Annotated in this window: 24 protein-coding genes; 12 read left to right on the top strand and 12 right to left on the bottom strand. The window is 68.3% G+C overall.

All coding sequences use genetic code 11. The annotated features are described in order from the left end of the window. Positions 1-11: 11 nt before the first annotated feature. From ACS5NL_RS16835 to ACS5NL_RS16825, 3 genes are read left to right on the top strand one after another with little or no spacing between them, the layout of a single operon-like run. The gene (locus ACS5NL_RS16835; protein ID WP_439355032.1) at positions 12-395 is read left to right on the top strand and encodes a hypothetical protein; all 384 of its coding nucleotides are present in this window, start codon (positions 12-14) and stop codon (positions 393-395) included. Continuing rightward, complete coding sequence (locus tag ACS5NL_RS16830; protein ID WP_439355031.1) at positions 392-904, top strand: hypothetical protein; 513 nt, start codon at positions 392-394, stop codon at positions 902-904. Before ACS5NL_RS16835 ends, ACS5NL_RS16830 begins: the two co-directional genes overlap by 4 nt. A gap of 13 nt (positions 905-917) precedes the next feature. After that, positions 918-1,445: a DUF4234 domain-containing protein gene (locus tag ACS5NL_RS16825; protein WP_439355030.1), complete on the top strand. Its 528-nt coding sequence runs from the start codon at positions 918-920 to the stop codon at positions 1,443-1,445. Positions 1,446-1,448: 3 nt separating this feature from the next. On the opposite strand, the gene ACS5NL_RS16820 is transcribed toward ACS5NL_RS16825, so the two are convergent. Continuing rightward, positions 1,449-3,449 (bottom strand): peptidase U32 family protein, encoded by a 2,001-nt coding sequence (locus tag ACS5NL_RS16820; RefSeq protein ID WP_439355114.1) that lies wholly within the window; start codon positions 3,447-3,449, stop codon positions 1,449-1,451. A 56-nt stretch (positions 3,450-3,505) separates the two neighbouring features. On the opposite strand from ACS5NL_RS16820, the gene ACS5NL_RS16815 reads away from it, so the two are divergent. After that, entirely contained in the window at positions 3,506-4,264 is a 759-nt protein-coding gene (locus ACS5NL_RS16815; protein WP_439355029.1) for an alpha/beta fold hydrolase, read from the top strand. Further along, positions 4,264-5,028, top strand: a complete 765-nt coding sequence (locus ACS5NL_RS16810; protein WP_439355028.1) for an acetyltransferase domain-containing protein — start codon at positions 4,264-4,266, stop codon at positions 5,026-5,028. The genes ACS5NL_RS16815 and ACS5NL_RS16810 overlap by 1 nt, the downstream gene beginning before the upstream one ends. On the opposite strand, the gene ACS5NL_RS16805 is transcribed toward ACS5NL_RS16810, so the two are convergent. Both ACS5NL_RS16805 and ACS5NL_RS16800 read right to left on the bottom strand, forming a co-directional pair. Beyond that, on the bottom strand, positions 5,025-6,326 hold the full coding sequence (locus ACS5NL_RS16805) for an ATP-binding protein (protein WP_439355027.1): 1,302 nt from the start codon (positions 6,324-6,326) through the stop codon (positions 5,025-5,027). The genes ACS5NL_RS16810 and ACS5NL_RS16805 overlap by 4 nt on opposite strands. Beyond that, complete coding sequence (locus ACS5NL_RS16800; RefSeq protein ID WP_439355026.1) at positions 6,323-7,072, bottom strand: response regulator; 750 nt, start codon at positions 7,070-7,072, stop codon at positions 6,323-6,325. Before ACS5NL_RS16800 ends, ACS5NL_RS16805 begins: the two co-directional genes overlap by 4 nt. A 178-nt stretch (positions 7,073-7,250) precedes the next feature. Here ACS5NL_RS16800 and ACS5NL_RS16795 point away from each other — a divergent pair, with 178 nt between their 5' ends. From ACS5NL_RS16795 to ACS5NL_RS16785, 3 genes are read left to right on the top strand one after another with little or no spacing between them, the layout of a single operon-like run. Beyond that, positions 7,251-7,697 (top strand): DUF2147 domain-containing protein, encoded by a 447-nt coding sequence (locus tag ACS5NL_RS16795; RefSeq protein WP_439355025.1) that lies wholly within the window; start codon positions 7,251-7,253, stop codon positions 7,695-7,697. Then, positions 7,694-8,410 carry a cytochrome c biogenesis CcdA family protein gene (locus ACS5NL_RS16790; protein ID WP_439355024.1) on the top strand — a complete coding sequence of 239 codons (717 nt, stop codon included), beginning with the start codon at positions 7,694-7,696 and terminating at the stop codon, positions 8,408-8,410. The genes ACS5NL_RS16795 and ACS5NL_RS16790 overlap by 4 nt, the downstream gene beginning before the upstream one ends. A gap of 2 nt (positions 8,411-8,412) precedes the next feature. Then, positions 8,413-8,958, top strand: coding sequence for a thioredoxin family protein (locus ACS5NL_RS16785; RefSeq protein WP_439355023.1), 546 nt, complete (start codon positions 8,413-8,415; stop codon positions 8,956-8,958). A gap of 12 nt (positions 8,959-8,970) precedes the next feature. Here the strand turns inward: ACS5NL_RS16785 and ACS5NL_RS16780 are convergent, their stop codons facing one another. The 6 genes from ACS5NL_RS16780 to ACS5NL_RS16755 all read right to left on the bottom strand — a co-directional run bounded on the left by ACS5NL_RS16780 (position 8,971) and on the right by ACS5NL_RS16755 (position 14,130). Then, entirely contained in the window at positions 8,971-9,618 is a 648-nt protein-coding gene (locus ACS5NL_RS16780; RefSeq protein ID WP_439355022.1) for a GntR family transcriptional regulator, read from the bottom strand. Position 9,619: 1 nt separating this feature from the next. Beyond that, a complete protein-coding gene (locus tag ACS5NL_RS16775) occupies positions 9,620-11,011 on the bottom strand; it encodes an aspartate aminotransferase family protein (protein ID WP_439355021.1) in 1,392 nt (463 codons plus the stop codon). Between the two features lie 10 nt (positions 11,012-11,021). Further along, positions 11,022-12,365, bottom strand: a complete 1,344-nt coding sequence (locus ACS5NL_RS16770) for a glutamine synthetase family protein (RefSeq protein ID WP_439355020.1) — start codon at positions 12,363-12,365, stop codon at positions 11,022-11,024. A 159-nt stretch (positions 12,366-12,524) separates the two neighbouring features. Next, positions 12,525-13,304 carry a peptidylprolyl isomerase gene (locus ACS5NL_RS16765; protein WP_439355019.1) on the bottom strand — a complete coding sequence of 260 codons (780 nt, stop codon included), beginning with the start codon at positions 13,302-13,304 and terminating at the stop codon, positions 12,525-12,527. Beyond that, positions 13,301-13,585: a BolA family protein gene (locus ACS5NL_RS16760; RefSeq protein ID WP_439355017.1), complete on the bottom strand. Its 285-nt coding sequence runs from the start codon at positions 13,583-13,585 to the stop codon at positions 13,301-13,303. Before ACS5NL_RS16760 ends, ACS5NL_RS16765 begins: the two co-directional genes overlap by 4 nt. Then, complete coding sequence (locus ACS5NL_RS16755; RefSeq protein WP_439355016.1) at positions 13,582-14,130, bottom strand: septation protein A; 549 nt, start codon at positions 14,128-14,130, stop codon at positions 13,582-13,584. Before ACS5NL_RS16755 ends, ACS5NL_RS16760 begins: the two co-directional genes overlap by 4 nt. 141 nt (positions 14,131-14,271) lie before the next feature. Here ACS5NL_RS16755 and ACS5NL_RS16750 point away from each other — a divergent pair, with 141 nt between their 5' ends. Beyond that, positions 14,272-14,781 (top strand): hypothetical protein, encoded by a 510-nt coding sequence (locus ACS5NL_RS16750; RefSeq protein ID WP_439355015.1) that lies wholly within the window; start codon positions 14,272-14,274, stop codon positions 14,779-14,781. A gap of 56 nt (positions 14,782-14,837) precedes the next feature. Here ACS5NL_RS16750 and gbd read toward each other — a convergent pair whose 3' ends face one another. Continuing rightward, positions 14,838-15,974, bottom strand: coding sequence for a 4-hydroxybutyrate dehydrogenase (gene gbd, locus ACS5NL_RS16745; protein WP_439355014.1), 1,137 nt, complete (start codon positions 15,972-15,974; stop codon positions 14,838-14,840). Between the two features lie 120 nt (positions 15,975-16,094). Between gbd and ACS5NL_RS16740 the strand changes: the two genes are divergently transcribed. The 3 genes from ACS5NL_RS16740 to ACS5NL_RS16730 are packed head-to-tail and all read left to right on the top strand — an operon-like array spanning position 16,095 to position 18,746. Then, complete coding sequence (locus ACS5NL_RS16740; protein WP_439355013.1) at positions 16,095-17,072, top strand: alpha/beta hydrolase; 978 nt, start codon at positions 16,095-16,097, stop codon at positions 17,070-17,072. Between the two features lie 53 nt (positions 17,073-17,125). Further along, on the top strand, positions 17,126-17,845 hold the full coding sequence (locus tag ACS5NL_RS16735; RefSeq protein ID WP_439355012.1) for a ZIP family metal transporter: 720 nt from the start codon (positions 17,126-17,128) through the stop codon (positions 17,843-17,845). A 34-nt stretch (positions 17,846-17,879) separates the two neighbouring features. Continuing rightward, positions 17,880-18,746, top strand: a complete 867-nt coding sequence (locus ACS5NL_RS16730) for a YbgC/FadM family acyl-CoA thioesterase (protein ID WP_439355011.1) — start codon at positions 17,880-17,882, stop codon at positions 18,744-18,746. 13 nt (positions 18,747-18,759) lie between these two features. Here ACS5NL_RS16730 and ACS5NL_RS16725 read toward each other — a convergent pair whose 3' ends face one another. Further along, positions 18,760-19,587, bottom strand: a complete 828-nt coding sequence (locus ACS5NL_RS16725; protein WP_439355010.1) for an NRDE family protein — start codon at positions 19,585-19,587, stop codon at positions 18,760-18,762. Between the two features lie 20 nt (positions 19,588-19,607). Further along, complete coding sequence (gene ygfZ / locus ACS5NL_RS16720) at positions 19,608-20,543, bottom strand: CAF17-like 4Fe-4S cluster assembly/insertion protein YgfZ (protein ID WP_439355009.1); 936 nt, start codon at positions 20,541-20,543, stop codon at positions 19,608-19,610. Positions 20,544-20,644: the final 101 nt, after the last annotated feature.

Genomic DNA, 20,644 nt, shown 5'->3' with positions numbered 1-20,644 from the left:
TTCGCCGCGCCATGAAACCAACAACAGCCACGCGTGCCCACAAGCCTGAACACTGGCGAGCCGATGCCGGCAGCGACTCGGTGGTCGTGCTCAACATTCCCGGACTCAATGGCCGCGCCCGGGTGTTCGATGCCGACGTGAGCTTGGTGGTGAACGTGCCGCCCGACATCGGCGATGCCTGGCTGGAGCTGACCGTGGAATTCGACGGCCTGCGCCAGTGGTCCCGCCGCATTCCCGCGCACAACCCCGGCCAGACCGATGGTCTGGACTACCACCAGCGGCTGCGCCTGGAAGCGGAAGAGGGTGTCCGCATCCGGGCCATCGCCGCGGTCAAGGGCGTGCAGGTCAAGGCGCTGGTGGTGGAGGCGCGGGAGGAAGGACAGACACACACATGAATTTCAAAACGATCGCAATCGCCGCCTGTATCGGCTACGGACTGTGGTTTTCCGCGGTCGGAGGAAAGCGCGTCTCCGAGGAGAACGTCAAAGAGTTGTACCGGGCCTACGCGTCCGCATATCTGAACGCGGACGGAAAGGCGCTTTGTGATCTCTTTCGGGACGACGTGCATGGCAAGTTTTCAAGCACTGCCAAGTCCATGCCTGTGAATGAAGTGGTCAGCAAGGCATCCGCTTGTTCAGCGGTGGACGACTTCTACCGTTCCAAGAAACGGCTTGAAGAAACTGCCGGGCATCCGTTGTTCATGAACATCGACTACACCGTCGAATCGATCACCATTGCGCCCGACAAGCAGTCGGCTCTGGTCCAGGTCCAGCTGGAAATGCGTGTGGGAGACGAGCAAAAGGCGCTGGTGGACATGCGGTCTACGCAGATTGATGTCGTCAAACGCAGCTTCGGCAAGATGCAGTTTGCGCAGTCCGATGGTTCGGTCAGCTTCTACCGATAGCCCGAACATGCCCATGCCGAGCGAGCTCCCTGGACCCTCATCACATGGGGACGGCGCCCAACCCGTCTTCTTCGTGGTGTCGGTGCGGAAGCTGGTGGTGCTCTCGGTTTGCACCTTTGGCTTCTATCAGATGTACTGGATGTACCGGCACTGGAAGCTGGTCCGGGACCAGCGCGGTGAATCCCTTTCGCCAGCACTTCGCACCGTGATGGCGGTGTTTTTCTGCTATCCGCTGTTCAGACGCATCCTGAGGCACCCGTCGGCGCCGGATGCCACCCGCCGGGCGGCCGGGCCCATCGCCATCGGATGGATCGTTCTGTGTCTGCTGTGGTGGTTGCCCGTCCCCTACGGGTTGCTCACCAATCTGGCCGCGATGTTCATCGTCGTGCCGGTGCAGAACGCTGCGAATGCCGTCAATCGCGCAGTTGCTCCCGCCCACCCACCGAATGCGCGCATTGCGGGTCTGGACTGGCTGGTCGTCGTGCCCGGCGGCCTGCTGCTGGCGCCCGGGGTGGTCGGATCGTTTTTGCCGCAGGCCTGATGCTCAAGGCTGGCCGATGGCCGGCCGCGTCCGGTAGAACTTCACCGGACTCTCGGGCACCGCGTTCAGCACGCTGCGCTTGATCTTGCCGACCACGTGCATCTCGCAGGGTTTGCAGTCGAAGCGCAGGGTCAGTTTCTCTTTGCCGTTGATCAGCTGCATGGGCTCAGCCTTGACCGTGCCCTGCACGCCGGTCACTCCCTTGGCCTGCTTGGGGCAGAGGCTGAGGCTGAAGCGCACGCAGTGTTTGGTGATCATCAGGCTGACTTCGCCTTCTTCCTCGTGGCTTTCGTAGGCGGCGGCGATCACCTTCACGCCATGCTTTGCATAGAAATCGCGCGCCTTGTGGTTGAACACGTTGGCGAGGTAGGTGAGCGTGTCTTCCGGGTAGTTGACCGGTGGCTCGACAGGTTTCGCGCGGGGCAGGCGGTGCCAGGCTCCCGCGCGGGCGGCTTCGAGCTGTTCCACCGCGTCTCGGCGCAGGGCGTTGAGCTGGGAGGCGGGCACGAAGCGCGGCCCATTCAGATTCAGCGTCACGTCCAGCGGCTGGAACAGGGTGTCGCCCAGGCGGGAGAGGTTCTCGCGCAGCTTGGCCTCGGCCTGGCTGGGGTCCTTGGCGTTGTCCGGCGTGCCGGGCAGGGTGGCTTTTCCACTGTGGCCGTCTTCGTCGGTCACGGTCAGGCTCAGGCCTTCCGCGGTTTCATCCAGCGTGAGCCAGGCGCCGATGCGCCGCTCGGCCGACTTGCGCTCCAGGCCGCGCACCCAGTCCATGTCGCGGTTGCGGTTGACCTGCACGCCCTTGCGCAGGTCCTTGAAGCCTTCCATGGGGTCTTTCGGGAACACCCGCCAGAGCCCTTTCTTGTTCACGGCCTCGGCGCGGTTGATCTGCAGGCCCACCAGTTCCTTCTGCAGGTCCAGGTAACACAGGCCGTCGCCGTTGTGGATCACGGTGGCGGCGTCGTCGGTCTGCAGTTCGACGAAATTGGGGCCGGTGGCGGTGACGTGGCCGATGGGGCGGCCCGGGTTCTTGGGGGTGTCGAAGGCGCCGATGTCTTCCTTGCGGCCCTGCACGAAGTAGTCGGTGAACTCGCGGTTGAAGTTCTGGTCGGGGTCGGGCTGGAAGTGGAAGGTGCATTCGCCGCTGCTGGCGCGGGCCAGCGGGCTTGACGAGTTCTGGCGCTCTTCCAGGATGTCGTCGAGCAGCACCCGGTAGTGCGCGGTGATGTTCTTGACGTAGGCCATGTCCTTGTAGCGGCCTTCGATCTTGAAGCTGCGCACGCCGGCGTCGATGATTTCGCTCAGGTTGTCGCTCTGGTTGTTGTCCTTCATCGAGAGCACGTGCTTGTCGTGCGCGACGATGCGGCCCTGGCTGTCCTTGACTTCATACGGCAGGCGGCAGGCCTGCGAGCAGTCGCCGCGGTTGGCGCTGCGGCCGGTGTGGGCGTGGCTGATGAAGCACTGGCCGCTGTAGGCGACGCAGAGCGCTCCGTGCACGAAGAATTCGAGGATGGCGCGGCCGGGCGCGTCTTTCGGGCCGAGCGCGGCGTCGATGGCGGCGATCTGCTGCAGCGTGAGTTCGCGCGCCAGCACGATCTGGGAGAGGCCTGCGTCCTGCAGGAAGCGGGCTTTTTCGGGCGTGCGGATGTCGGTCTGGGTGCTGGCGTGCAGCTGGATCGGCGGCAGGTCGATTTCCAGCAGGCCCATGTCCTGCACGATCAGCGCGTCCACGCCGGCGTCGTACAGCTGCCAGGCGAGCTTGCGCGCCGGCTCCAGCTCGTCGTCGCGCAGGATGGTGTTCATCGTCACGAAGATGCGGCTGTTGAAGCGGTGCGCGTATTGCGCCAGGCGGGCAATGTCCTGCACCGAGTTGTCGGCGCTGGTGCGGGCACCGAAGGACGGGCCGCCGATGTAGACCGCGTCGGCCCCGTGGTTCACGGCTTCGATGCCGATGTCGGCGTCGCGGGCGGGGGCAAGCAGTTCGAGTTGGTGGGGCAGCATGGGCAGGGAGCAGGCAGAATCAGGGCCGAACGACGAACCCGATATTGTCCCGGAGATCGCCCATGTCTGCACCCCTAGACCTTTCCCGCACCAGCATCGTCCTTGTCCATGGTTCCTGGCACGGCGCCTGGTGCTGGAAGCGGGTGCTGCCGCTGCTGCGCGGCGCCGGGGTGGATGCCCACGCCGTGACGCTCACCGGCGTCGGCGAGCGGGCCCACCTGCTGAGCCCCAACGTCGGCATCAAGACCCACATCCAGGACGTGACCGGCCTGATCGAGTCCGAGGAGCTGGAGCGCGTGGTGCTGGTCGGCCACAGCTACGCCGGCAACCTGATCACCTGCGTGGCCGACCGGTTGCAGCGCTCGCACCCCGGCCTGCTGCGGCACCTGGTCTATCTGGACGCCGGCATTCCCGTCCCGGGCAGCAGCTGGAGCACGCCGCATTCGCCCGAGACCGTGGCCAAGCGGGCGGCCGAGGCCGAAGCCAGCGACGGCCTGAGCTTTCCGCCGCCGGACGCGAGCGTGTTCGGCCTCGCCGGCGCCGACCGCGACTGGGTCAACCGCCGGCAGACACCCCAACCCTACCGCCTGTATCACGAGGCCTTGCTGTTCGATCCGGCCCTGGTCTGGGCGGTGCCGCACAGCTTCATCGACTGTACCAACCCGCCGCTACCGACCATCGACGCGGCGCGCAAGCGCGTGCGCAGCGAGCCCGGCTGGAAGGTGTACGAACTGGCGACCGGCCACGACCCGATGGTCAGCGCGCCGCGGGAGCTGGCGCAGCTGCTGCTGGCGATCCACCACCAGTCGTCTCTGGACTGATGCCGGCGGCGCCATCCGGTCCGACACCGCGGCTGGACCGCATCGACCTCCTGCGCGCGGTGGCGATGCTGTGGATGACGGTGTTCCATTTCTGCTTTGACCTGACCTATTACGGGTTCACCGGGCAGAACTTCTACGACGACCCGTTCTGGACCTGGCAGCGCACGTGCATCGTGAGCCTGTTTCTCTTCACAGCCGGTCTGTCGCAAGCCGTGGCAGCGGAGCAAGGACAGGGCTGGCCCCGGTTCTGGAAGCGCTGGGCGCAGGTGGCCGGCGCGGCGCTGCTGGTGAGCGTCGGCTCGTGGCTGATGTTCCCGAAGACCTTCATCTACTTCGGCATCCTGCATGGCATCGCGGCCATGCTGATCCTGGTGCGGCTCACGGCGGGCTGGGGCGCCTGGCTCTGGCCCCTGGGTGCGCTGGCGATTTCGGTGAAGTGGGTCGCGCCGCTGGTGATCGCTGCGATCTCGTCGCTGGCCTTCCTCAACCAGCCCGGCTTCAACGCGCTCGGGTTCATCAGCCAGTTGCCGGTGACCGAAGACTACGCGCCGGTGCTGCCCTGGCTGGGCGTCATGTGGTGGGGGCTGGCGGCCGGGCGCTGGGCGCTGGCGAACCGGCCGCAGTGGCTGGGCGCGGGGGATGCGCCGGCCAGGGGGTTCAAGCGTGCGCTGGTCATGCTGGGGCGCTGGAGCCTGTCGTATTACCTGCTGCACCAGCCGGTGATGATCGGCCTGCTGGGCGCGCTGGTCTGGTGGAAGGGCTAGCCGGAAAAGCGGATGCTTGCCTCCAGCCCGCCGCCGGCCCTGGCCGCGAGCCGCAGCTCGGCCCGGCAATGCGGGAGCAGGCGCTGCACGATGGCCAGCCCCAGGCCCGTCCCGCCCGTGCTGGTGTTGCGTGAGCCTTCGATGCGGTAGAACGGCTGTGTCACCCGGCCCAGCTCGTGCGCGGGAATGCCCGGCCCACGGTCCAGGACCAGGATGCAGGGGCGGCCATCGGACGTCACCAGCCGCACCTCCGCGGCACCAGCGAACTTGACGGCGTTGTCGATCAGGTTGCCCAGCGCCCGGCGCAGCGCGCGGGGCCGGGTCGGCACGGTGCAGCTGGTCGGTTCGTCCGATGGCGCTTCTTTCCACACCACGTCCTGCCGCGCATCCTGGTGGTCGGCCACCACGCTCTGGACCAGGGCCACCAGGTCGGTGGGCACCACCGCTTCCTGCTCGGCCTGGGCCGAGCGCGCATAGGCCAGGCCTTGCTCGACCAGGTGCTGCATCTCGCTCAGGTCGCCCTGCAGCTTGTCGCGCAGCGTGCCGTCGTCCAGCAGGTCGGCGCGCAGGCGCATGCGGGTGATGGGCGTCTGCAGGTCGTGCGAGATGGCGCCGATCATCTGGTTGCGCTCTTCCAGGTGGCTGTCGATGCGCTGGCGCATGCGGTTGAAGGCCGCGGCGGCCTGGGCCACCTCCAGCGGACCGGTCTCGGGAAGCGGCGGTGCCGGTTGTCCGGGCTGCAGGTTCCGGGCGGCGGCGGCGAGCTGGCCGAGCGGGCGCGTCGCCTGCCGCACGGCGATCCAGCCGACCGCGGCGAGCACGGCCAGTTGCACGCACAGGGTCACGACCATCCAGGGCGAGAGGCGCAGGCGCGGCGGTGCCAGATCCACGGCCAGCGGCGTGCCGTCCTTGAGCCGCAGGACCAGCCGAAGCTCGCCACCCGGTTCCGGGGAGGCGCCGGCCAGGACCGGCTGGCCCAGGGCCTTGGACACGGCGTCCGCCACCGACCAGACATCGTCCTGCGCGCCCAGCGTCTCCGGCGCCGCCGGGTCACCCAGCAACAGCCGGTAGTTGGGGCGCTCCAGCCGGGGCAGCCAGGCCTGACGCTCGGCCCCGGGCAACCGGTCGAGCATGGCCACGGAGCTGGCGATGTCGGTGCTCAGGTACGACACCATCAGGCCGCGCATCACCAGGCTGCGCTCGGCCAGCACCATGCCGAAGGTCAGGAGCTGCGCCAGGGCCAACCCGGCGAACAGGATGAGGGCCAGCCGGGCGGACAGGCTGAATGGCCGGCTCATGGCGCTGGCGCCGGCGCGCCACCGGTCCGCACGGGCAGGCAGAAGACATAACCCTCGCTGCGAACGGTCTTGATGTAGCGGGGCTCGCGCGGATCGTCGCGCAGCCGCTGCCGCACGCGGCTGACCAGCAGATCGATGGAGCGGTCCAGCGCATCGGCGTCGCGCCCCTGGGTCAGTTGCAGCAGCTGGTCGCGGTCCAGGATGCGCTGCGGATGCTGCAGCAGCACCCGCAGCAGGCGGTACTCGGCGCCCGACAGCGAGACCACGGTACCCGCACCGTCCAGCAGGTGGCGGGCGACCGTGTCCAGTGTCCATTCCCCGAAACACAGCATCGGCAGCGGCGTTTCGGCGGCGATGGGGGGCGGCAGCATCCGGGTGCGCCGCAGCACCGCGTGCACCCTCGCCAGCAGTTCGCGCGCGGCAAAGGGCTTGGACAGGTAGTCGTCCGCTCCCAGCTCCAGCCCCAGGATGCGGTCGGCCTCGTCCGAGCGCGCGCTGAGGATGACGATGGGCAGGAATCGCTGGTCCGGTGCACGCAGCGCACGGCACAGGCTGATGCCGTCCTCGCCCGGCAGCATCAGGTCCAGCACCAGCAGGTCGACCCGTTCGCGCGCCAGGACCCGGCGCATCTCGCGGCCATCCGCAGCGCCCGTGGCCCGGAGACCTTGCCGCTCCAGATAGCGGGTCAGCATTTCCCGGATGCCAGGGTCGTCGTCGACGATGAGGATGTGGTCGGGGCGCTCCATTACTGCTTTTTACACGAGCCACCCGGAACCCGGGACGGCCCGGACGGGAGATTTGTATGGCAGTTTGTCTGGCGGCAGGCGCCGACGCATGGCGCGACAGAAGCCCCGGTTCCGGACACACGCGGGACAACCCGGCGGCGCTCAATGCAGGTCATTCCCACCGACCTCAGGAGTCTTGATGAACCACCCTTTCTTGCGCCTCACGCTGCTGATTGCCACCGGCCTTGCCGCGGCACAGACCCAGGCACAGACCCAGCCGGCCCACGGCGGCCGCTGGGTCACCGAGTCCGGCAACCTGGAAATTGACATTGCGCCCTGCGGCGATGCCCTGTGCGGGACCGTGGTGCGCGTGCTGGCCAACCGCTCGATGGAGGCGCCCGGGCAGGCGATGGCGCCCGCCGACCAGCGGCCCGCGCTGGGCATGCAGATCCTGAGCGGACTGCGGGCGGGCGGCGAGGGCGTCCTGAGCGGCGAGATCTACAACCGCGAAACGGCCAAGACCTACCGCGTACAGCTCACCCTGGACGGGCCGCAGCAGCTGCTGGTGAGGCCCTACGTGGGCATTCCCCTGTTCGGCAAGACGCAGTTGTGGCGCCGGGTCAGCGAACCGGAGGTGGCCCGATGAGCGGGCTCGATCTGGCGCAGCCGGGGCTGGCCTTTGCCGCCGGCCTGCTCACCGTGGCGGCGCCCTGCGTGCTGCCGCTGCTGCCGGTGGTGCTGGGGGTCTCCGCGGCGGGCGGCCCGGGCGCTCGACCGGTGTTCATCGCCCTCGGTTTTGCGCTGTCGTTCACCCTGCTGGCGCTGGTGTTCGGGTCGCTGCAGCACCTGCTGGGCCTGGAGCAGCAGACGGTGCGCGATGGCGCGGCCCTGCTGCTGGTGCTGTTTGGCCTGAGCATGCTCTGGCCGCAGGGATTCCAGCGCCTCAGTGTGTGGGCCAGTGGTTTCCTGAACCGGGTCACCAGTCTGGGCGACCGGGCGGGCCCGGGCTGGGCCGGCGGACTGCTGGTGGGTGTCTCGCTGGGGGCGGTCTGGACGCCGTGCGCCGGTCCGGTGCTCGCCACCATCCTCACCCTGGTGGCGTCGCAGCGCCACTGGGGCGCGTCCGCGAGCCTGCTGGGCCTGTACGCCCTGGGCGCGGCCATTCCCATGCTGCTGATCGCCTACGGCGGTCAGTGGGCGATGACCCGTTTGCGCAGGCTGGCGGGTTTTTCCCACCGCTTGCAGCAGGTGCTGGGCCTGCTGGTGGCCGGTGTGGGCCTGCTGACCTTTCTGCAGTACGACACGCTGGTCACGCTCTGGCTGTCCGACTGGTATCCGTCCATCGCTGGAGGACTCTGAACATGGCTTTCGACTCCATGCCGCTGCGGCGGCGCACCGTGCTGGCCGGACTGGCCAGCCTGCCACTGCTGTCGCTCGCGTCGCCCGACGGTCTGCAGGACTGGGGCGATGCACCGGACTTCCGTGGCATCGGCCAGTGGTTCAACAGCCCTCCGCTGTCTCTCGCCCAGCTGCGGGGGCGGGTGGTGCTGGTGGACTTCTGGACCTTCGCCTGCATCAACTGCCTGCGCACGCTGCCCCATGTCAACCGCTGGGCCGCGACCTACCAGACCCAGGGGCTGGTGGTGGTGGGCGTGCACAGCCCGGAGTTCGCTTTCGAGCGCTCGGCGACCGGTTTGCAGCAGGCCATCCAGCGCCATGGGGTGAAGCACGCCGTGGCCGTGGACAACGACCACGCGACCTGGAAGGCGTACGACAACCGGTACTGGCCAGCCCATTACCTCATCGATGGCCGGGGGCGGATCCGCTACCGCCACTTCGGGGAAGGCAACCAGGACGTCACCGAGGCCGCCATCCGCACGCTGTTGCAGCGGCCTGGGCGGGCCTGAAGGGGCGCGCGCTCAGGCGACGCAGAACGGCCGCAGAAACTGCGCTGCCACGAACAGGTCCTTCTCGATCGCACGCCGCACGCCGGCGCTGTCGCGCAGCCGCAGCGCCATGACGGCGTCTTCGTGGGCGTCGTTGATCACCCGCAGCGAGGCCGGCACTTCGAACAGCTTGTTGGACAGCGGGCCGACCTTGAGCCAGACGGTCTCGATCAGTGCGAGCAGGGTGGGCGACGCGGCGGCCTGGTACAGGCGCAGGTGGAACAGCTCGTTGGCGTCGAGGTAGCCCTTGGCGTCGTTGGCCTTGAGCGCGTCGCGCATCTGCTGCTCCAGCGCCAGCAGCCCGGTCACGCCGGCCGCGTCCAGGCGGTGCGCGCCGCGTTCGGCGGCCTCGCCTTCGAGCAGCATCCGGGTCTGCAGCACGTCGTCGAACTCGGCCAGCGAGAGCCGGGGCACCTGCATGCCGGCGTGCGGCACATTGACCAGAGCCCCCTCGGCCGCCAGCCGCTGCAGGGCGGCCCGCACCGGCATGACGCCAGCCCCCAGCTGCTGGGCAATGGCGTGGATCTTCAGCCGCTCGCCCGGGAGGAACTTGCCCACCGTGACCCATTGCCGCAGTTGCGCGTAGGTCTGGTCCTGCTGGGTCGGGGCGGGCGTCTTCATGTCAGCGTTCGGGGGTGATGGCGGCGAGGACTTCGTCGAGCGCGCCCAGCAGCTGGGCCACGTCTTCCATGGTCGTCTGCGGGCACACCAGCATCATGTTGTGGAAGGGCGTGATCATGACGCCTCGGTTGAGCAGACCGAGGTGGATCAGGTGCTCCAGCTCGCCGTCGAGGATGCGGTCGGCCTCGCTGCCGTTCTTCGGTGGCGTCGGGCAGAACTGGAACTCGGTGCGCGCGCCGACCTGCGTCACGCACCAGGGCAGGCCGTGGTGGCCGATCACGGTGCGCAGGCCGGCGGCCAGGTGCTCGGCCAGCGCCAGCATGTGGCCGTAGGCCCCGGGCGTCATGACCTCGGTGAGGGCGGCGCGCATGGCGGCCATGGCCAGCATGTTGCCGGTGAGGGTGGTGCCGATGCCGCTGTGGCCGGGCGGGGCGTCGCGTTTGGCCTGTTCGGCGCGCGCCGCGAGGTCGGCGCTCATGCCGTAGACCGCGCAGGGCACACCGCCGCCGACGGGTTTGCCCAGCACCAGCGCATCGGCCTCGATGCCGTGCGCGCGGGCGTAGCCGCCGGGGCCGGTGCTGATGGTGTGGGTCTCGTCCATCACCAGCAGCGTGCCGTGGCGGCGGAGGATCTGCTGCGCTGCGTCCCAGAACCCCGGTTCGGGCAGCACCATGCCGATGTTGGTCATCACCGGTTCGGCCAGCACGCAGGCCACATCGCCACCCGCCAGCGCCGAGTCCAGAGCCGCCAGGTCGTTGAACTCGACCACCACCGTGTGGTCCAGCAGGTTGTGGACCTGCCCGAGCAGGCTGTCGCGCTGCACCGGCTGGCCGTTGACCAGGTCGACGAACACGTCTTCGATGGTGCCGTGGTAGCAGCCGTTGAACACCAGGATCTTCTGGCGCCCGGTGGCGGCGCGGATCCAGCGCACGATGTAGCGGTTCGCGTCGGTCGCGCTCATCGCGAACTGCCAGAACGGCAGGCCGAAGCGCTGCGCCAGCTGTTCGCCGACCACGGCGGCGTCTTCGGTCGCGAGCATGGTGGTGTAGCCGCGGGTCGCCTGCCGGGCCACGGCGGCGGCGACGGGTGCGGGCGAGTGACCGAACATGGCGCCGGTGTCGCCCAGGCAGAAGTCGGTCAGGACGTGGCCATCGACGTCGGTGACCATGGCGCCGCTGGCGTGGTCGACATGCAGAGCAAACGGCGTGCCCCAGTCGTTCATCCAGTGCAGCGGCACGCCGAACAGCAGGTGTTCGCGGGCGCGGTCGGCCAGGCGGGCGGACTGCGGGTTGGCGTCGGCGAAGCGTTCGCGTTCCTTCGAGAGGAAGTCGAGCGCGCGCAGCCAGTCCAGGCCCTGTCGGCCGGGGTGTGAAGTGGAGATCGGGCTGTTCATGGGCGCCTCCTCAGACCAGCAGCAACAGGTGTTCGCGCTCCCAGGAGCTGATCACGCGGTTGTAGGTCGAATACTCCAGCTCCTTGACCGCCAGGAAGGCGTCGATGAAGGCGCCGCCCAGCACCTCGCGCAGCGCCTCGCATTCGCGCATGCGCCGGATCGAGTCCTCCATGTGGCTGGGCAGTTCCTGGTCGCGGTCCCAGGCGCTGGTTTTCATGGGCTCGGTCGGCTGGCGCTTCTCGACCATGCCCAGGTAACCGGCGGCCAGCGTCGCGGCCATGGCGAGATACGGGTTGACGTCCACGCCCGGAACGCGGTTCTCCAGCCGGCGGTTGGCCGCGTCGGACTCGGGCACGCGGATGCCGCAGGTGCGGTTGTCGTAGCCCCACTGCACGTTGATCGGCGCCGACATGTAGCGCGAGAGGCGGCGGTAGGAGTTGACGTAGGGCGCCAGCATCGGCATCACCTGCGGCACGTAGCGCTGCAGGCCGGCGATGTAGTGGCGGAAGGCGGGCGTCACCGCACCGTCGTCGTCGCTGAAGATGTTCTGGCCGGTCTTCGCGTCGAGGATGCTCTGGTGGATGTGCATCGCGCTGCCGGGCTCGGCCTCCATCGGCTTGGCCATGAAGGTGGCGAAGATGCCGTGGCGCAGGGCGGTTTCGCGCACCGTGCGCTTGAACAGGAACACCCGGTCGGCCAGGTCCATCGCGTCGCCGTGGGTGAAGTTGATCTCCATCTGGCCGGCGCCGGCCTCGTGGATCAGGGTCTCCACACCCAGGCGGTGCACCTCGCAGAAGCGCGAAAGCTCCAGGAAGAAGGGGTCGAAGTCGTTGACCGCGTCGATGGAATACGACTGGCGACCGGCCTCGGGCTTGCCGGTGCGGCCCAGCGGCGGCTGCAGCGGTTCGTGCGGGTTCTGGTGCCGCGCGACCAGGTAGAACTCCATCTCGGGCGCCACGACCGGCTGCCAGCCCTGCGCGTCGTACAGCGCCAGCACCCGGCGCAGCACGCTGCGCGGCGACAGTGCGACCGGCGAGCCGTCGAACTCCTCGCAGTCGTGGATGATCACCGCGACCTGTTCGGCCGCCCAGGGCACCATGCGGGCGGTCGACATGTCGGGCACGCAGACCATGTCCGGGTCGGTGTCGCCGACAAACGCGGCGTTGTCGGGCTGCTGGCCATTGACGGTGTTGAGCAGCACGCTCTTGGGCAGGCGCATGTGCCCGGAGTTGAGAAACAGGTCCTTGGGCAGGATCTTGCCGCGCGCGATCCCCGTCATGTCGGGGATCACGCACTCGACCTCGTGGATGCGGTGCTCGGCCAGAAAGGCGCGGATGTCGGTGGGGGCGTTCATGGAATGGATTTGATCAAATAGATGCCGGATTTTGGCATCCGAACCTTGGTATTGGAAGATTTGATCAAATCCAGTTGGCCGCACATCGACAGATCCACTGCCGGGCGGGCACAAAAAAGCGCGGACGGTGCCGCGCTTTTTGCCGGGGAGAAGCGATCCTTACTGGATCTTGGCCTTCTCGCGCAGGGTCTTCTGGAACTCGGCCAGTTTCTGCTGCTGCATCTGCTGGGCGATCTGCGGCTTGAGTTCTTCGAAGGCGGGCAGCTTGGCCTGGCGCACGTCGTCGACGCGGATGATGTGGAAGCCGAACTGGCTCTTGACCGGGGTCTCGGTCATCTGGCCCTTGTCCAGCTTGATCATGGCTTCGGAGAACTCGGTCACGTAGCTGGCGGCGTTGGCCCAGTCAAGGTCACCGCCGTTGGCGCCGGATCCGGGGTCCTTGGACTTGGCCTTGGCCTGGTCTTCGAACTTGGCGCCGCCCTTGATGGCCGCGATGATGGCCTTGGCTTCGTCTTCCTTCTCGACCAGGATGTGGCGGGCGCGGTATTCCTTGCCGCCGTTGGCCGCGACGAACTTGTCGTATTCGCCCTTGAGCACCGCGTCGGAGATGGGGTTCTTCTTCTGGAAGTCGGCGAACAGGGCGCGGATCAGGATGGTCTGGCGGGCCAGTTCCATCTGGTTCTTGTACTCGTCGGTGGCGGCGATGCCGCGCTTCTGGGCTTCCTGCACGAACACTTCACGCAGGATGACTTCTTCCTTGATCTGGGCGCGGGTGGCGTCGTCGACGGGGCGGCCGGAGGCGGCGATCTGCTGCTCCAGCACCGTCAGGCGCGAGGTGGGCACGGCCTTGCCGTTGACGATGGCAACGTTCTGCGCGAATGCCAGCGGGGCGGCGGCAATCAGGGTGGCGGCGGTCAGTGCCGACAGGGAGAACTTCATGGTGTGTTTCCGTGGTGGATTTCGATGGCCAGCGCATGGAGGCCGGCGTCGGTGAAATGGCGCAGCGCATCATACACAAGGCGATGCTGTGCCACGCGGCTCTTGCCCGCGAACGACGGAGCCGCAATGCGGACCCGGAAATGGGTGCCGTGGCCCAGGCCGTTGGACCCGGCGTGGCCCGCGTGGGCGGCGCTTTCGTCGAACACTTCGAGGTGGCTCGGGTTCAGCGCGGCCTGCAGGGCCTCGCGCAGCGCGTCGGCGGTCGCGACCACCGCGCTCACGAGCCGGCTCCCGGCTCGTTGTCGCTCTTGAGGTACCTGGCGATGTACAGCCCCTGGCCGACGATGAAGACCACCGGGAAGATGTAACCCCAGAGCTTGAAGTTGACCCAGTCTTCGGTCGAGTAGTTGGCCGCGACGTAGGCGTTGATGCTGGCCATGAAGCCGAAATAGGCGACCCAGATCACGGTCAGCCGCGCCCAGACCGCCTCGGGCAGGGTGAGCTGGCTGCCCAGCAGGATCTGCAGGAAGTTCTTCTTCCAGATCCAGAGCGCGGCGGCCAGCACGATGGCCATGCTCGCGTAGAGCACGGTCGGCTTCCACTTGATGAAGCGCTCGTCGTGCAGCGCCAGGGTCAGGGCGCCGAAGATCAGGATCAGCGCCAGCGTGGCCTTCTGCATGGTCTGCAGCTTGCGGTCCACGGCGTAGATGATGCCGGTCTGGACCACGGTCGCCGCCATCAGGACGGCGGTGGCGGTGTAGATGTCACCGAGCTTGTAGGCGCCGACAAAAAGCGCAATGGGGAAGAAGTCGATCAGGAAACGCATGGGACCGGATTATCGGGCTTGTCCCTGCGGGCACCGGTGGCGGCTGTAACAGTCTTTTTCTTCTTTTTGCATCAGGCAGAATCGCGCGTGATCCGCCCGGCCCCGGCCAGACCCTTCCACCGCTTTCAAAGGAACCTCACGATGACGATGCCCACCCGATTCAAGCTGATTGCCGCGACCCTCGCCGTGGCTGCCCTGGCCACCGCCTGCGGTGGTGGTGGTGACGATCCGGCGCTGGCCGGCGACAGCTCGGGCGATGCCGTGGCTCGCTACATCGGTACCTGGGAATCGGACTGCTATTCGGACAGCGGCGCGTCGGCCAAGGTGCGCGCCGACTTCACCAAGACCTCGCCCACCAGCTTCACCGGCAACGTGATCGCCTACGGCTACATCGGCACCTCCTGCTCGGGCCCCAGCGTCAAGGACAAGAAGATCCTGACCAACATGTCGATGAACCACGACGGCACCAAGGAGATTGCCGGCGTGACCGCCGACAAGTTCGCGGGCGCCTCCGACCAGGGCAACGGCAAGGTCGTGCTGTACGCCGCCGGCGACGTGCTGCAGATCGGTGACCCGGACGCCGCGAAGGACGCCGAGGGCTACCCCGAAGCCTTCCTGGAAAGCAAGTACACGGTCAAGCGCAAGCAGTAAGCGGGCGGCCTGAATCCGAAAAAGCCCATCCGGTCTGCCGGATGGGCTTTTTTTCTTTACATCGAGGCCAGCAGCATGGCCCGGTAGTCGTCCGGCGTGGCGATGCGCGGGTTGGTCTTGTGGCAGTGGTCGGCCATGGCGCCCGCGATCACCTTGTCGAACAGGTCTTCGGTCACGCCCATCGCCGCCAGCCCGGTCGGCAGGCCCAGCCGGGCGTTCATGTCGCGGATCGCGTCGGGCAGGTCGCTGCCGCTCGAAAGCCCCATGGCCTGCGCCATGCGTTCCAGCCGCCGCTCCTTCTTCATCGATTCGGCTTCCGCGTTGAAGCGGATCACGGCCGGCAGGAACATGGCGTTGAGGGTGCCGTGGTGCAGCCGCGGGTTGACACCGCCCAGGCTGTGGCTGAGCGAGTGCACGCAGCCCAGGCCCTTCTGGAAAGCCATCGCGCCCTGCATCGACGCGCTCATCATGTTCAGCCGCGCCTCGCGGTCGCTGCCGTCGCGCGTGGCGCGTTCGATGTGTGCCCAGCCGCGCTGCAGGCCGTCCAGGCCGATGCCGTCGGCCGGCGGGTTGAACGGCGGCGCCATGAAGGTTTCCATGCAGTGCGCGATCGCGTCCATGCCGGTCGCGGCGGTCAGCATCGGCGGCAGGCCCAGGGTCAGCTCGGGGTCGAGCAGGGCGGTCTTGGGCACCAGCTGCCAGCTGTGGAAGCCCAGCTTGCGGCCGTCGTCGACGATCACGATGGCGCCGCGCGCGACTTCGCTGCCGGTGCCGGCGGTGGTCGGGATGGCGATCAGCGGCGGCACGGCGGCGGTGATCTTCGGTGAGCCGCCCTCGATGGTGGCGTAGGTCTTGAGCGGACCTTCGTGCGTCGCGGCGATGGCCACGCCCTTGGCGCAGTCGATGGCACTGCCGCCGCCCAGCGCGATCAGGCCGTCGCAGCTCTGGGCCTTGTAGATGTCGACAGCGGCACGCACCGCAGCCTCGGTCGGGTTGGACGGCGTCTGGTCGAACACCGCCGGTTGCCAGCCGGGCAGGGCGGCGAGGGCCTTGTCTAGCAGGCCGACCGCCTTGACACCCGCGTCGGTCACGATCAGCGGGCGGCGGATGCCGGCGCGTTCGCACTCGGCCGGCAACTGCGCCAGCGCGCCGAAGTCGATCAGGATGTTGGTGATGTACAGGATCTGGGCCATGTCTTGTCTCGCTCTGATGGGGATGGGTTGCTGCCGGAAAACTATACGGCCCGCGACAGGGGCGGCCAATGTCGCCGCCAGGTCCGAGGGTCGCACAAAAGACAGCCACAATCCCGTCCCATGTCGCACCACCCGAATCCCCGCTCCCTGCTGACGACCCAGATGCGCGGCGTGCTCGACCGCATCGCCCGCGCCGGCCACCCGCCCATGCACGCGCTCTCGCCCGACCAGGCCAAGCGCGCCTACGAAGCCGGCGCCGGCGTACTGGACATGGCGCCGCACAAGCTGGCCCGGGTCGAGGATCTGGTGATTCCCGCGCGCGATGGGTTCCCGCTGCCCGCCCGTTTGTACGCGCCGGCGTCGGAGCAGCCCTTGCCGGTGCTGATGTACCTGCACGGTGGCGGTTTCACGGTCGGCAGCGTGGCGACGCACGAGCCGCTGTGCCGCCATCTGGCCCACCTGGCACAGTGCGCCGTGGTCTCGGTCGACTACCGGCTGGCGCCCGAGTGGCAGTTCCCGACGGCGGTGCACGACGCCTGGGACAGCCTGGCCTGGCTGCGTGAGCAGGCCACGACGCTGCGGCTGGACGGCACGCGGCTGGCGGTCGGTGGCGACAGTGCCGGCGGCACGCTGGCTTCGGTCACGGCCATCGCCGCGCGCGACGCCAGCCTGCCGCTGTCGCTGCAGCTGCTGTTCTACCCCGGCACCGCCGGGCACCAGGACACGCCCTCGCACAAGACCTTCGCCGAAGGCTTCCTGCTCGAAGAACCGCACATCAGCTACTTCTTCGGCCACTACCTGCGCAGCGCCGCCGACCGCGACGACTGGCGCTTTGCGCCTCTGGACGGCGTCGATGACAGCGGGCAGGTGCGTGAACTCGACGGCGTGGCGCCGGTCTGGATCGGGCTGGCGGAATGCGACTGCCTGACCGACGAAGGCGTGATGTACGCCGACCGCCTGCGCATGGCCGGGGTGCCGGTCGACCTCGAGATCTATGCGGGCGTGGTGCACGGCTTCATCCAGTTCGGCCGCGCCATCCCGCAGGCCATGACGGCCCACAATGACGCGGCGCGGGCGCTGCGCCACGCCTTCGGGTGATCAGACTCCGGCGGCTAAGGCGCGGTTAATGTGGCGCGGCTAGGGTGTCCGGTATGAACAGCCACCAGCTCCTGACCATGACCGTTCCCGCGGTGGTCGCCACCGTCGGTGGCGTGATCGCCGCCCTCTGGAACCCTTCGCACCAGTTCCGCAGCCTGGTCCAGCACTTCGCTGCCGGTGTCGTCCTGGCGGCCCTCGCGGTGGAGCTGCTGCCCGACATCGCCAGCGAGCATGCGAGCGCTGGCGTCGTGATCGGCTCGTTCGCGCTGGGCAGCCTGTTCATGTACGGGCTCAAGCTCTGGACCCTGCGACTGGAACACGCCGCGGGATCGGGCCACGCAGCCCAGGGGCTGGGCATGGGCCTCCTGCTGGCGACCTTCATCGACGTCGCCACCGACGGTTTCATCATCGGCGCCGGTTTCGCCGCCAACGGCGAGGCCGGGACCATCCTGGCGCTGGGCCTGTCGGTCGAGCTGCTGTTCCTGGGCCTGGCGCTGGCGTCGGACACCGTCAAGGGCTGGCGGGTGATCGGCCTGTCGGCCGCGCTCGGACTCACGGTGCTGCTGTTCGCCGCGCTGGGCAGCGTGCTGCTGGCGGGTGCCTCGCAGCAGCTGATCGGCGGCGTGCTGGCCTTCAGCGCGGCCGCGCTGCTGTATCTGGTGACCGAAGAGTTGCTGATGGAGGCGCACACCGTCGAAGAAAAGCCGATCTCGACCCTGGTGCTGTTTGCCGGTTTCCTGGCCTTCTGGAGCATCCAGCTGGCGGCGAAATAATCAGGGCTTTGCCGCCCACGACGGAGTTCCCGACATGACGCTCAAGCGATCCGACTTCCGCTTCTTCCACCGCCTGCGCGTGCGCTGGGCCGAGGTGGACATGCAGAAGATCGTCTTCAACGCCCACTACCTGATGTACTTCGACACCGCGATCGCCGACTACTGGCGCGCGCTGGCGCTGCCCTACGAGCAGGCCATGCACCAGCTCGACGGCGACCTCTATGTGGTCAAGGCGACGGTCGAGTTCCATGCATCGGCGCGGGTCGACGACCAGATCGAGGTGGCGATGAAATGCAGCCGCATCGGCACGTCATCCATGACCTTCACCGGCGCGATCTTCCGCGGCGACGAACACCTGATTTCCGGCGAGATCGTCTATGTCTTCGCCGATCCGGTGACACAGACCTCGCGCCCGGTGCCACAGGTGCTGCGCGACATCCTGACGGGCTACGAGGCCGGCGAGGCGATGGCCTCGGTGCAGGTGGGCGACTGGGCGAGCCTGGGCACGGACGCCCGCACCGTGCGCACGGCCGTGTTTGTCGAGGAGCAGCGCATTCCCAAGGACCTGGAGCACGACGCGGCCGACCTGGGCGCCGTGCACGCCGTGGTGCGCAACCGGCTGGGCCAGGCCGTGGCCACCGGGCGCCTGATCCCGAGCGGCACTCCGGGCGTGTCGCAGATCGGGCGGCTGGCGGTGAACCGGGTGCTGCGCGGCGGGGCGCTGGGCACCCAGGTGTTGCAGGCCCTGGTGGAGGCGGCGCGGGCGCGTGGCGACCGCGAAGTCATGCTGCATGCGCAGCGCAGCGCGATCGGTTTCTATGACCGGCTGGGCTGGCAACGCCGCGGCGAAGCGTTCGAAGAAGCGGGTATTGCCCACCAGGAGATGGTGCTGCCGCTCTGAGCGGCAGCCCGACTCAGCCCAGCGTGAGCGACCGGGGCGCTTGGTCGGTCCAGCGGTGAGGACCGGTCGGCGCCGGATGGTGCGTCCACTCGCTGAGGGTGGCCCGCCAGCCATTGCCGGACAGGGCCACATCCACCACCAGGCTGCTGCGCGTGCCGTAGCCGCGGACCGCCATGTCCACGAACGGGCTGGAGAGCGCTTGCTCGATCTTGGGCGGCACGCCGGTGGCAGGCAATTGGGAGGAGGGCTGCGTCTGGTGATCGGCCAGCGCCTGGCCCAGGGGAGCACGAACGTCGCCCGCGACCTGCAGCGCCGAGGTCAGTGCCGCCTTCAGCCGTTGCGTTTTCGGCCAGGGGGTGTCGAGCGTGGCGTTGGACAGGCCGTAGACCCCGGGCGCGAGCGTCTGGTGGTGCAGGGGCGCGGCGTGGTCGGCGTGCGGATGTCCGGGATCGCGGTTGCTGATCCAGGACCAGAACCCGGTATCCAAATCGCCGATGACCAGATTGAACCCACCGTAGTCCGCAGGGTCGATGCCGGCGAGCAAACTGCTCCAGTCGGTGCCGACTGACAGCCAGCGCGTGGTCAGCTCACCGCGGCTGCGGCGGCCCGGGCCCGGGTTGGCGCTGCGCACATTGGTCAGCATGGCCACCCGGCCGGCCTCGCTGATGCCCAGCCAGGTGCCGCCATCGCGCCGGTCGCGGCCGGCGACCACGCCGGTTCCGTCGGGCAGCTTCCAGCGGTGCAGCGGCTCGGTCGGGCGATCGAAAAACTCGTCGCGGTTGGCGGCCAGCAGCAGCGGGCGTTCAGGATCGACGCCGATGGCAAAGGCAATCAGGCACATGGCGACCTGAGCCTCAATGTTCAGACGTCCGCGAGCAGCGTGTAGGGCAGGGGCTGCAGCGTCAGCAGCGGACCATCGCCAGCGCCCAGATGCAGGCGGCCACCTTCGGTCGCGCTGATCTGCATCGAGACCATGGCGTTCCAGCGGCCATCGGGCGAGGCGGCGGCGGCCACGACCGTGCCACAGGGCTGCGACGGATCGCTGTCGTGGAACACCTCCTGGCCGGCCTGCATCGGGGCATCGCCCTGTACCGGGTAGGCGCGGCGCTTGAGCGTGCCGCGGAACTGGCTGCGCGCCACGACCTCCTGGCCGGGGTAGCAGCCCTTCTTGAAATTGACGCCGCCGACCGACTCGAGGTTGATCATCTGCGGCACGAAGGCCTCGACCACCGGCTGGCTCAGCAGCGGCACGCCGGCCACCACGTCCAGCCAGTCCCAGGTCGCGGCGTCCAGCGCCGGGCCGGTGGGCAGCGCGGCGTCGGCCGGCGCCAGCCACAGCGCACGGGCCACGGTACCCGCCGGGTAGAGGCGCACGATCTGTGCGCCATCCGCGTCGAGCTTGCTCCAGGGCACGGCCGGCAGCGCCGCCGGAACGGCATCACCCGCCAGTCCCCGGAGCTGGAAATCGGCGCTGGCATCGCTCAGCTTGACCTTGGCGCGCAGCACGAACATGGTCAGGCGCTTGAGCGTCGCGGGCAGCAGGTCGGCGTGGCAGACCAGCAGGATTTCGTCGTGCGTGCGCTTGAAGCCGATGAAGCTGGCCAGCAGACGGCCCTTGGCGGAACAGAACCCGGCCAGCCGTGCTTCGGACAGGCCCAGCAGCGAAAAATCCTGCGTGAGCTGGCCGTGCAGGAACTTCGCGGCTTCCTCTCCCTGGGCGCGGATCACGCCCAGGCGGGGCAGGGCGGCGACGCCGTGAAGGGTGTTCGGATCGATGGGGGCGAGGGGGGTGGACATGGTCGGAAGCGGGTGCCGGGGGCGCCCGGAGGGGGGTGTTCGGTCGATTATCATGCGCCGTTCCCCGACGCGCCGCCCGCGTTGCCAAGTCCTACCCTCCC

The sequence above is a fragment of the Hydrogenophaga sedimenti genome (assembly GCF_051857515.1).
Classification (GTDB): domain Bacteria; phylum Pseudomonadota; class Gammaproteobacteria; order Burkholderiales; family Burkholderiaceae_C; genus Hydrogenophaga.
Note: the sequence above shows the minus strand (reverse complement) of the source record. Positions and strands in the feature narration are given on the sequence as shown.